This is a genomic window from Winogradskyella pacifica (assembly GCF_013403915.1).
Lineage (GTDB): Bacteria > Bacteroidota > Bacteroidia > Flavobacteriales > Flavobacteriaceae > Winogradskyella > Winogradskyella pacifica.
On sequence record NZ_JABFDI010000014.1, the window covers coordinates 56,173 to 68,271 of the forward strand.

Consider the following 12,099-nt stretch of genomic DNA (forward strand, 5'->3'; position numbering starts at 1 on the left):
TTTGAGTATTTTAACTAATTTTGTTTCGATGGCAACTAAGAAAAAAAAAGAAAAGAAATTCACAAAAAAGTTACTGCATAAGTACCGTTTAGTAATTCTTAACGAAGATACTTTTGAAGAGCGTTTTGCAATTAAGTTAACTCGACTTAATGTTTTTATACTATCATCACTTTCTGCCATTACACTTGTGTTTTTAACGGTTTTATTAATTGCTTTTACACCTCTAAGAGAATATATTCCTGGGTATTCTTCAGCAAAATTGAAAAAGAAAGCGACCATGCTGAACTATAAAACGGATTCATTGGTGCAAGAATTAGAATTGAACAAGCGTTACTATGCATCGATTAGAAAAGTATTAACAGGAGATGTAGCATCGTTAGATTTTAATAGAGATTCTATTATTGAAGCAGCTAAAAATGATTTAGATATTTTACAAGTACCAACGAATAGAGAAGATTCACTTTTAAGAGAAAAAGTGGCCAAAGAAGATAAGTATAATTTGTTTGAAGTATCTGGTGATCAATCTAGTTACATTTTATTTCCACCGGTAAATGGCACCATTTCCGAAGGTTATAATTTAAAGGAAAAACACTTTGCTGTAGACGTCGTTGTGCCATTAAATACACCTGTAAAAGCAACTTCAGATGGGACTGTGATTTTTGCAGAATGGACAGTAGAAACAGGTTATGTGGTTATTATAGAACACAATAGAGAATTGATTTCGGTTTATAAACATAATTCTGCACTCACAAAAGAGCAAGGTGATGTCGTAAAATCTGGCGAAGTTATTGCTATGTCTGGTAATGCTGGTGAGTTAACCACAGGGCCACATCTTCATTTTGAATTGTGGAGTAAAGGTTACTCTGTAGATCCAACTAATTTTATCAATTTTGAATAATGCCTTCATTTAAAGCTGCACTTTCTAAACCGTTTGCTAAATATGTTGCAAAACGTATTCAGAAATGGTCATCTAAACCTGTTGAAACTCAACAAAAGGTTTTTGAGCATTTAATTTCTAATGCAAAACAAACCGCTTTTGGTAAGGACCATAATTTTAGTACCATATCCTCTTATGCGGATTTCCAGTCTAATGTTCCCATAAGAGATTATGAAGATTTAAAACCTTACGTAGAACGTGTTGTCGCAGGTGAAGAAGATATCCTTTGGAAAGGTAAACCTATCTATTTTGCGAAGACTTCTGGGACAACCTCAGGTGCAAAATACATTCCAATTACAAAGGAAAGTATGCCAACGCATGTAGAAGCGGCTAGAAATGCGATTTTAATGTATATTAATGAAACAGGGAATTCTAAGTTTGTAGATGGTAAAATGATCTTTCTTCAAGGGAGTCCTATTTTGGAAGAAAAGCATGGAATAAAACTAGGAAGATTATCAGGGATTGTAGCGCATTATGTGCCTAAATATCTTCAAAAAAATAGATTACCAAGTTTAGAAACTAATTGTATTGACGATTGGGAAACTAAGGTTGAAGCCATTGTAGATGAAACTATAAATGAAGACATGAGCATCATTTCTGGGATTCCATCTTGGGTACAAATGTATTTTGAAAAACTGGTTGAAAAGTCAGGACAGAATGTTGGTGACCTCTTTAAAAACTTCAATCTATTTATTTTCGGAGGAGTGAATTATGAACCTTACAGAGCGAAGTTTGAAAATTTAATCGGAAGAAAAGTAGATAGTATCGAACTGTATCCTGCGAGTGAAGGCTTTTTTGCATTTCAAGATAAACAAAATGAACGTGGCATGTTGCTTCAGCTAAATTCAGGTATTTTTTATGAGTTTGTAGAAGCAGAACATTTCTTTGAGGAGAATCCAAAACGCCTCACAATTGCAGATGTAAAGTTAAGCGTAAATTACGTAATGATTATTTCTTCAACAGCAGGGCTTTGGGCATACAATATTGGTGATACAGTAGAGTTTACATCATTAAAACCGTATCGCGTGATTGTAAGTGGTAGAATAAAACATTTTATTTCAGCTTTTGGAGAACATATTATAGGGAAAGAAGTAGAGCAAGCTTTAAAGGAAGCAACTGAAGGCACTTCGATTTCAGTGAATGAATTTACGGTGGCACCTCAAATAAGTCCAGAGGAAGGCTTACCGTATCACGAATGGTTAATTGAGTTTGAAAACGCACCTGATAACCTAGATGATTTTATCAGTGCTTTAGAGCAATCCTTACAACAACAAAATAGTTATTATTTAGATTTGATAAAAGGTAAAGTCCTTAGACCCTTATTGGTTACAAAAATTAAAAAAGATGGATTTCAAACCTATATGAAATCGATTGGAAAATTGGGCGGTCAAAATAAAATTCCAAGACTCGCAAATGATAGAAAAATTGCAGACAGTATGCATCAACTAAAATTAATCAAATAAGCCTATATTTGTAGGTCAAATTAAGATTATGATTACAAATAAAAAGAAACAAGGAAGAACTAGAGCTCAAGAGAGTTCTAGCGCTATAGAACGCATGTATATCACGATGAGACACCTGTTTAATCGTGGGTTTTATAAGCCTATGGGAGTTTCTGGAGAAACCTTGCGTGAAGCATTATTGTTATTACGACCAGAAATCTATGGTTCTATTGGAGAAGAAAAAGCAGAATTAGAAGGTTTGCTTTATGTGGTAGATCGTTTACCACAAGGCATAGAAGAATGTACGTTTATAAACCTTACTAGTGATGAAGGCTACGGAAACTCACACTTTAAAGCCATAATTCCACCAAAACGAAGACGTAATTGCTATCGTATTGATGATGAGCAAATGAATATTGAAATTACGAGAGGACGCTCTGAGATTTACGATATATTAACGCACCTTACCTTTTTGTTTGTTGAGTCTCATAAAATTAGTAAACGTGTTATCATAGACGAAGATGGTTCTACGGTTAGAGATTGGCAAAAATTAGAGAACGCTGTACTTTCTACAAAGAAATTAACGCAGAAAGAACGTGAAATAGCGATTACACATACGGCTAATATTTTAGGAAGAACGTTTAACGAACTTACTGAGGCATATCCAAAATTTGCAACCGAAGATCAGCCAGAACGCTTACTACACATTGTATATTGGTTAGGTAAACTGGCTATAGAAGAAACCATTAATAATTCTAAACGTACTATAACATTTAGTCCTGTTTTAAGAGAACGTCTAGGTCATCATATTCATGGAGAAATATGGGCAGATACTATAAAAGCAGAGTTGCATAAAAATGGATTGTTAGAACGACCAATTCATATCATTAGTGCCAATATGCATAGTGTTATGAATTCTTTATTTGCTAAAGGAGCGCTTAAAGGTGCAGATGCTAAAAAAGATATTTTTCAAACTTACGAAGCCTTAAGTGATTCTAAAAATTCGGTATTACGGAATAAAGTCGAAAAATCTGCATTGCAAAATGGGATGATTCAAATAAATGATACGTCAGGGACGAATATAGATATTCAGATTTTTGATACTGCTAAAATCGATTTTTCTAAAACTGAGTTTAAATATCTAGAAGAGGTTAAAGAGAAGAAAGCTGTTATTTTTGTAATGGATTATGCGTTTGGAGAACAAGCTTATGAAACACTAGACGAGCTTTTAAAGCCTATACATGTAGATGATAGGGCGATTCATTTAGATGTAAAGTCTATTTCTATTATGGGAAAAGCAGGCATCTTAGAAGGGGGTAAGGGTGATGTAATGATACCAACAGCACATATTTTTGAAGGTACAGCAGATAACTACCCGTTTAAAAACGAGTTGAGTAAAAATGATTTATTAGACTGTGGTGTTTCTGTTTTTGAAGGTACGATGGTAACTGTTTTGGGTACATCGCTTCAAAATAAAGAAATTTTAAAATTCTTTAAAAAATCAACATGGAACGTCATTGGTTTAGAGATGGAGGGAGCACATTATCAAAAAGCCATTCAAGCTGCATCTAGAGTTAGAGGTAGTATAAATGAAGATGTTAAAGTAAGGTACGCCTACTATGCTAGTGATAACCCTTTAGAAACAGGAGGTACTTTAGCTTCTGGAGGTTTAGGAACTTCTGGTGTTAAGCCAACATATGTTATCACAAAAAAAATTCTAGAACAAATATTTAATTCATAACACATGAGTGAAAAATTACCACAGCAACCCGACAATGAAGAGGTTGATTTAGGTCAGTTATTTAATGCAATCGGTAGATTATTTGAGAAATTATTTGCTTTTATAGGGGGTATATTTAAAGGCATTCTTTCTGCTGTTATTTATGTACTAAAACCATTAATTGTATATTTTAAAATTTCTGCTGCGATTTTTATAGTTTTGGTCGTTTTAGGATTTATATATGAAAAATCAACGAAACCAATTTATTTTTCAAAAATGGTTGTTGAAGCTCATTTTGATTCAAAATATCAATTAGTTAATGATATTGAATATTTTAATGCGTTAATTAAATCCAATAATGTTGCTGAGTTAGCACAAATCTTTGAAATGGATAGCTCTTATGCTAGTAAATTAAAGGGGTTTGAATTAGAGGCTGGTCCTGTAACTCAAAATGATTTGTTTGTCGAATATGGTGAATATGTAAAATCTATTGATACATCTTTGGTTGATCAATTAAACTATAAAGAATACGTTAATAATAGAGATTTATTATCGGGGAGTATATATACGATTACTGCAAAATCGAATAAACAAGATGTTTTTAAAAAGCTAAATGAAGGTTTTAGAAAGACTTTTGAAAATGATTTTGCAAAACAACAAAAGCAAATTAGAGATAGTACTGTTCATATTGATCGCTTGTCTTTAATGACAGAGTTGTCACGTTTAGATAGTATTCAAAATACATATTTAGAAGTTTTAAAGAACGAATCAAAAAATAGGGATTTATCATTCGGACTAAATACAGGTCTTCCTATTACGGAAGAAAAATCAATAACTAATGAGTATGATTTATTTTTAGAAGAACAGATAATTAGAAAAAACTTAAATTATTTAGATAAGAGTATCGTTGAAAAGAATAATTATTTTGATATAGTTTCGTCTTTTGATAGGCTAGGTATTGAGGATCAAAAACTTCAAGCGCGCTACTTTATTATATTTCCAGTTTTGGGTTTATTGCTTTTCCTTTTAGGATTTTTAGCTATTAAGTTATTTAAGTATATTAAAGAATATGAGTAAAACAAAATCGATACTAATTACGGGTGGGGCAGGTTTTATCGGTTCAAATTTTATAGTCTTTTTTTTAGAAAAGTATAAGAATATTAAAGTCGTTAATGTAGATAAGCTCACTTATGCAGGTGAGCTTTCTAATTTAACGGAACTTGAGGACAATGCTAATTACACTTTTATTAAAGGAGATATTTGTGATACAGAACTTATAGGTGCGCTTTTTGAAACCTATAATTTTTCTGACGTTATTCATTTTGCTGCAGAATCGCATGTTGATAACTCCATTAAGCATCCAGATGCCTTTATTAATACTAATGTTTATGGGACATTCACTTTGCTAAATATAGCTAAGAACCATTGGATGGATGCTCCTTTTGCTTTTAAAGAAGGTTGCGAGAATAATAGATTTCACCACATATCTACAGATGAAGTATACGGCACATTAGGAGATACAGGCTTGTTTACAGAAGAAACCCCTTATGCACCTAATAGCCCTTACAGTGCATCAAAAGCATCGTCTGATTTTATTGTACGAAGTTATTTTCATACATATGGTATGAATGTGGTTACAACAAACTGCAGTAATAATTATGGGCCTAAACAGCACGACGAAAAGCTAATTCCAACTATTATTAGAAAAGCTTTAAATAATGAACCTATACCAATTTATGGTGATGGTAAAAACATTAGAGATTGGTTGTATGTTGAAGACCATTGTAAAGGTATTGACCTGGCTTTTCAAAACGGTAAAGCAGGTGAAACCTACAATATCGGTGGAAATAACGAACGCGACAATTTATACATAGCGCAAAAAATTTGTGATATTTTAAATGATTTGGTACCAAAGGATAGTTCATATTTTGAACAAATTACGTTTGTGAACGATCGACCAGGACATGATTTTAGATATGCTATTGATGCCTCTAAAATTGAAAATGAATTGGATTGGAAAGCAGATGAAAACTTTGAAACAGGAATTATTAAAACCATAGAGTGGTATTTAAGGAAGTATACATAGCAATGAGAACTCTATATGCCGTTTAAATACAGCTTAGCTCAATAAAAAAATACTTAACATGAAAGGAATCGTTTTAGCAGGAGGATCTGGTACAAGGTTACATCCATTAACCTTAGCCGTAAGTAAGCAATTAATGCCTATTTACGATAAACCGATGATTTATTATCCTATTTCTACTTTGATGTGGTCTGGTATTAATGATATCTTAATTATTTCAACACCTCAAGACTTGCCTTTATTTAAAAAGCTTTTAGGCGATGGAAAATCGTATGGCTGTAATTTTGAGTATGCCGTACAAGAATCCCCTAATGGACTTGCAGAAGCCTTTATTATTGGTGAAGCGTTTATTGGAGATGATAAGGTCGCATTGATACTTGGTGATAATATTTTTTACGGTACAGGCTTAGCTGATCTGTTGCAACAAAATAATGATCCCGATGGAGGAATCATTTATGCCTATCATGTTCACGATCCAGAACGCTATGGTGTCGTGGAGTTCGATGAGAATGATATTGCGGTTTCCATTGAAGAAAAGCCTAAAAAACCAAAATCGAATTATGCGGTTCCTGGTATTTATTTTTACGATAATTCAGTGGTTGAAATAGCAAAAAACATTAAACCAAGTAAACGCGGAGAGCTAGAGATTACAGATGTAAATAAGTATTATCTCAATCAAGGGAAGTTAAAAGTTAGCGTACTAGATAAAGGGACGGCTTGGTTAGATACGGGTACTTTTAAATCGTTAATGCAAGCTTCACAATTTGTTCAAGTTATCGAAGAGCGTCAAGGATTAAAAATTGGTTCGTTAGAAGAAGCTGCATATAGAATGGGTTATATCGATAAGAAACAATTTATAAAAATAGTAAAGCCATTAACTAAAAGCGGTTATGGTAAACATTTATTAAGCTTAGTATTGGAATAAAATGATTGTAAAAGAAACTAAATTAAAAGGCTGTTTTATAATAGAACCTCAAGTGTTCTCCGATAAACGCGGTTATTTTGTTGAAAACTACAACCAAAAAGCTCTTAATAAGGCACTAGGCTTGGATATTAATTTTGTTCAAGATAATGAGTCGAAATCTTCAAAAGGAGTGCTTAGAGGTCTACATTATCAATTAGGTGAGTATGCGCAAGCCAAGTTGGTAAGAGTTGTGAAAGGTGCTGTACTAGATATTGTGGTAGATCTTAGAGAAGGCTCCAAAACATTTGGGGAACATGTTTCCATTGAGCTCTCGGAAAGCAATAAAACTCAATTATTTGTACCGAAAGGTTTTGGGCATGGTTTTATTGTTTTAGAAGATGAAACCATTTTTAGTTATAAATGTGATAATTACTACAATAAAGCATCAGAAGCTGGCATCATATATAACGATGAGGATTTAAACATTAATTGGCAGCTGCCTAGTACAGATTTTATACTGTCAGAGAAAGACCTCACATTACCTACCTTAAAAGACGCTAACTTATGATCAATGTACTTGTTACTGCGAAAGACGGTCAATTAGGGCAATGCTTTCAAAGTTTGGTGGTTAAACATCCTAATATTCTATTTGTTTTTAAATCATCATCTGATTTAGATATAACAAACAAGGCTAAAGTAGAAGATGTGTTTAGTGAACAGTCGTTTGATTATTGTATTAATTGTGCGGCTTACACGGCCGTAGATAAAGCCGAAGAAGCAATAGAATTAGCAGATAAGGTCAATCACTTAGGAGCTCAAAATATAGCTGAAGCTTGTAAAAAGTTTGAGGTCATTTTAATTCATATTTCTACAGACTTTGTGTTTGATGGTGAAGGGACAGCACCTTACTTAGAGGATGATATTACTAATCCTTTAGGTGTTTATGGAAAAACGAAATTGGCAGGAGAACAGGTTATCGCTAAAACATTGCAAAGGTATTTTATAATTAGAACGTCGTGGTTGTACTCGGAATATGGTCATAATTTTTTAAAAACTATGTTAAGGTTAGCTAATGAACGTGATGAAATAGGCGTCGTAGGTGATCAAATAGGAAGTCCAACATATGCTATGGATTTAGCCGATGCTACCTTACAAATTATTGCGTCTAGAAATACAAGTTACGGCATTTATCATTACAGTAACGAAGGTGTGGTTAGTTGGTACGATTTTGCAAAAGAAATATTTAGATTAAGTGATAGTCCTATAAAACTTAATAAAATTGAAACTAAAGATTACCCAACACCAGCTGTACGACCAAAGTATAGTATAATGAATACCGAAAAGATAAGCCAGCTTTTAGACTCTAAAATACCAAATTGGAAATCTAGTCTAGCAATCGCCATGGTCAATTGTATTAAAAGTAAATCTTAAAAGTCAATTTTAAGACTAATTTTTAACCTCTTATTGCATTTAATAGATAAGTTTTAGACATTTCTTTTTGCATATTGAGCTTTTTATTTACTTCTAAATAATCGATTTTTTCATTTAAAATAGCGACATCTTCTGTTTTAAATTGGTCAATATCAATAATTCTATTTTCTAGATCAAGTAACTTTAAAAGTGAATTAAACCTGCTTAATCCTCTAGATTTATTCCCTATAATGATAAATTGTTTATTAAAAATTATTGAAAATACTAAACCGTGAAAAGAATCGGTAATTATAAAATCTGAGTAGTAAAAATGAGCTAACCAGTTCTCTATTAAATTAGAGCTCTTTAATGAGCTATTAGCATTCAAATAAATCTTATCTATTTTTAGATTCATTCGTTCAGAAATTTCATCAACAATTGAAGTGCTTTTTTCTGAAGCATCTAATACGTAATTGAATAACTCAATGTTACGAGAAAAATCGAGGCCTTTAATCATTTTCTCATAGAAACTTACATCTGGTAAAAATGAAGGATCAAGGGTATGAACAGCTTTGTTGTAGTTAAAACTGTCTTTACAAATTCTTAAACCATCTTCCTCTCGAGTAGATACTAAATCAAACGTTTGGATTAATGATTGAATTTTTAAGATGGACTCTGTTTTTCCTTCCCAAAAATCCTTTCCAAATGAAGCTGCGTAGGCTATTTTTTTTGTTTTTGAAGAAACAAAATCTAAAAAATAAGTAGGGTAGTTCTCTTTTATATATTCTAACCTCCAAACTTGATCACTACCTACAATAATACAATCTAAATCTTTTGTCACTTCTTTTAAATGCTCAGAAGTGTAAGTCGTTTTAGTTTTTACACTTAAATAGTCTTTAAAAAAAGGGGATACTTGTTTACGAAAAAGCTTTATTGTTTTAAAGTTTTTAGGATCGTAAATATGATGTAATGGGTTAATTTCAATAAGCTTTATTAGCCAAGATTTAACGACGCTTTCTGGGTGTTTCTTATCTATCCAAACAGCTTCAAATCCATTGGACTCAATAAAGTTATATAATGCAGCTAATTGAATAATTCCTCCATAATTATTGTTTATAGGAAGCGTTAAAATTCCAATTTTTAATTTTGTCATTAATTATTTGATTATGGTTAAAACTTCATCTAAATCTCTCCTTTTGGATAATGTTGTTTTAAAGTTTTCATCTGCCTCCCCAATGGCAATTAAACATATAACTTTTTCAGAACTATTAATATCGAGTATTTGTTTAATTCTTTTTTCGTCGTCTTTTTCTTTTGCCCAGTTTGCAGGACAGGCAGCAATATTATAAAAGTGCAATGAATATAAGAGGTTCATGAGATAAACTCCTCCGTCTATATAAAATTGATAACGTTCTCCAATCGAATAATAATAATTAACGTCTGTGGTAATAATAAGTAGTTGGTTAATGTTTTGGGTAAAACCATTTAATCCTGCTTGTAATTCTAAAACTTTATCAATTTTTGATTTGTCTTTTAAATAATAGGCTTTGGACGGTTGTCTATTGCATACAGAAGGTGCATTTTTAGAAAGCATTATAGCTTTCTCAATTGTAGAGTCGTCTATTAAATTACCCGTAAAGTTTCTAACACTTTTTCTAGAGTCTGAAAATTTATCAAATGAAGAAAAAGTATGATCAAAAAAATCATTTTTTGTATATTCAATAACTCCACTAAAGGTATTATTGTATGCGCTATTTAAATGATTTTTATAGAAAAGATAATCGTCTTCAGCATAAAAAGAAGAGATATCAAAATTGTTCTTTTTGTGCAGTTCGTAATATTCGCACATAACACTGTATGCTACGCTTATTTGAGACTTATTAGAATTAGTGAGTACTTTTTGGTTTTTAAGATACTTGTTAAGTCTTTTTATTTTATCTTTAGCAAAGCCATATTTTGTTTGAGAAAATAAGAGTCCTTTTTCAATTGAATGGTAGTCTAAGATTATTTTAGCTTCAATTTTATTTAATGTGTTAACCTTAAATACATTTGAGTGCTTACAATAAAAAAAAGTGTCAGAAAACATGTTTGTAACAACATTGACATAAGGAAAATACCGTTTGTAAACCCAAGAACTGATCTGGTAAATTTTGGATTTTTTATTTTCTTTAAAAATTTTCTTTATGAAAAATTTCATGTAATTATTAAATTAATACATTAAATTATCTCCAAAAGTATCATTATTTTTTATGCTTCAAGTTTTTAAATCTACAATTTTCATTATTATTTTCCGCTACAACATTTATTAACTACTTTCGGCAATTAGTAAAAGAGTTTATACTATAATATTACATGAATTTTCGTAATAATTTTTTTAATAATAAATATTTTATTTTAACTGACCAAGTATTAACCTCTTTAATGAACTTTGGTTCTGTTCTTGTATTATCAACAGTTTTAAATGAAACTGTTTTTAGTGAATTTGTAGTTCTGTACAGTTATTCTACACTTATAAATATAATATTAACTACTGTTTTCTCTGCACCAATATTGGTTTTTGGTATTAAGAAATGGCATAGCGAAAAGTTTAACTATTTGAGTGTGAATATTATTTATTTCACAATTTTCAATATCGTATTTTCAATAATATCTTTTTTCTTTTTAAGAATTCAGGTAACTCAGATTTTTTTATTGAATTTCTTACTGATGAATTTTGGATTGACATTAGTAGAGATTTTTAAAAGATTTATTTTTTCAAATAAAGTAATTTCTACGGGGTTTGCGCCTGTTAGTTCATTGCTGATGAATATCGTTTTTTTTAGTGGTATATATGCCTATAAAGATACCTTAAGTTTAAATCTAATCTTGGTAGTTTATTGGGTTGCTTATTTACTTGCAAGTCTATTTTTTGTAATTATTATATATTATAAAACGGATATTAAAAAAGAATTATCCGTTTTAAGTATTTTTAATAAGGATTTTTATACTTCCGTATTTTTTACCCACTTTAAATATGCCAAATGGATTCTTGCAGGTGCTGTTTCTTTTTGGGTTTATACACAAGGTATTTATATTTTTGGTAAAGCTTTTGGAGTGTCTGATTTTGCAATAAGTAAACTGAGAATTATTCAAAATCTATTTGGCGTTTTTACAATTTTATTGATAGGAATGGATAATTTTTTGACACCGACCTTTTCCATGAAAGCATTAGAATCTGAAAATTTGATTCCAGTTGTTATGAAAGATTTCTATAAGCGCTATACCAAACCCTTAGTGCTTATCTATATTGTTTCAATTCCTGTAATGTATATCGTATATTGTTTTTTATATCAAGACAAATATGGTGAAGGTATAGCCTATATTTTAATCGTTTGGTTCGCTCAATTGATTGCGATGTCTACGAAACCAATTTCGATTGCTTTAAAGGCTAAAGAAGTTACTTATCCATTGTTTTATTCACATCTATTTGGAGCGATTTCTATGATTATATTCGGAGTTGTATTAATTACTTTGTTTAATGACATGGGGTTTGTATTAACTTTGTTATTTGCCTTTATAACAGCCAATTTGATGAATTATATATATTATAGAAAAATTTTTTAA

11 protein-coding genes are annotated in these 12,099 nt (G+C 31.2%); 9 read left to right on the top strand and 2 right to left on the bottom strand.

The genetic code is table 11. From position 1 onward, the window contains the following. Nucleotides 1-28: 28 nt before the first annotated feature. From HM984_RS12745 to rfbD, 8 genes are read left to right on the top strand one after another with little or no spacing between them, the layout of a single operon-like run. Nucleotides 29-898 (top strand): M23 family metallopeptidase, encoded by an 870-nt coding sequence (locus HM984_RS12745; RefSeq protein ID WP_115811598.1) that lies wholly within the window; start codon nucleotides 29-31, stop codon nucleotides 896-898. Beyond that, nucleotides 898-2,400 (top strand): GH3 auxin-responsive promoter family protein, encoded by a 1,503-nt coding sequence (locus tag HM984_RS12750; protein ID WP_179349429.1) that lies wholly within the window; start codon nucleotides 898-900, stop codon nucleotides 2,398-2,400. The genes HM984_RS12745 and HM984_RS12750 overlap by 1 nt, the downstream gene beginning before the upstream one ends. A 28-nt stretch (nucleotides 2,401-2,428) precedes the next feature. Beyond that, nucleotides 2,429-4,120: a DUF6909 family protein gene (locus HM984_RS12755; RefSeq protein WP_179349430.1), complete on the top strand. Its 1,692-nt coding sequence runs from the start codon at nucleotides 2,429-2,431 to the stop codon at nucleotides 4,118-4,120. A 3-nt stretch (nucleotides 4,121-4,123) separates the two neighbouring features. After that, nucleotides 4,124-5,176 carry a hypothetical protein gene (locus HM984_RS12760; RefSeq protein WP_179349431.1) on the top strand — a complete coding sequence of 351 codons (1,053 nt, stop codon included), beginning with the start codon at nucleotides 4,124-4,126 and terminating at the stop codon, nucleotides 5,174-5,176. Then, complete coding sequence (gene rfbB, locus HM984_RS12765) at nucleotides 5,169-6,185, top strand: dTDP-glucose 4,6-dehydratase (protein ID WP_115811590.1); 1,017 nt, start codon at nucleotides 5,169-5,171, stop codon at nucleotides 6,183-6,185. Before HM984_RS12760 ends, rfbB begins: the two co-directional genes overlap by 8 nt. Nucleotides 6,186-6,243: 58 nt before the next feature. Continuing rightward, complete coding sequence (rfbA, locus tag HM984_RS12770) at nucleotides 6,244-7,107, top strand: glucose-1-phosphate thymidylyltransferase RfbA (RefSeq protein ID WP_115811588.1); 864 nt, start codon at nucleotides 6,244-6,246, stop codon at nucleotides 7,105-7,107. 1 nt (nucleotide 7,108) lies between these two features. Beyond that, entirely contained in the window at nucleotides 7,109-7,654 is a 546-nt protein-coding gene (gene rfbC, locus HM984_RS12775) for a dTDP-4-dehydrorhamnose 3,5-epimerase (RefSeq protein ID WP_179349432.1), read from the top strand. Beyond that, the gene (gene rfbD / locus HM984_RS12780; protein WP_179349433.1) at nucleotides 7,651-8,517 is read left to right on the top strand and encodes a dTDP-4-dehydrorhamnose reductase; all 867 of its coding nucleotides are present in this window, start codon (nucleotides 7,651-7,653) and stop codon (nucleotides 8,515-8,517) included. The genes rfbC and rfbD overlap by 4 nt, the downstream gene beginning before the upstream one ends. A 22-nt stretch (nucleotides 8,518-8,539) precedes the next feature. Here the strand turns inward: rfbD and HM984_RS12785 are convergent, their stop codons facing one another. Further along, nucleotides 8,540-9,649 (bottom strand): polysaccharide pyruvyl transferase family protein, encoded by a 1,110-nt coding sequence (locus tag HM984_RS12785; protein WP_115811582.1) that lies wholly within the window; start codon nucleotides 9,647-9,649, stop codon nucleotides 8,540-8,542. A gap of 3 nt (nucleotides 9,650-9,652) precedes the next feature. Then, nucleotides 9,653-10,693, bottom strand: coding sequence for a nitroreductase family protein (locus tag HM984_RS12790; RefSeq protein ID WP_115811580.1), 1,041 nt, complete (start codon nucleotides 10,691-10,693; stop codon nucleotides 9,653-9,655). A gap of 155 nt (nucleotides 10,694-10,848) precedes the next feature. On the opposite strand from HM984_RS12790, the gene HM984_RS12795 reads away from it, so the two are divergent. Continuing rightward, nucleotides 10,849-12,099 (top strand): hypothetical protein, encoded by a 1,251-nt coding sequence (locus HM984_RS12795; RefSeq protein ID WP_179349434.1) that lies wholly within the window; start codon nucleotides 10,849-10,851, stop codon nucleotides 12,097-12,099.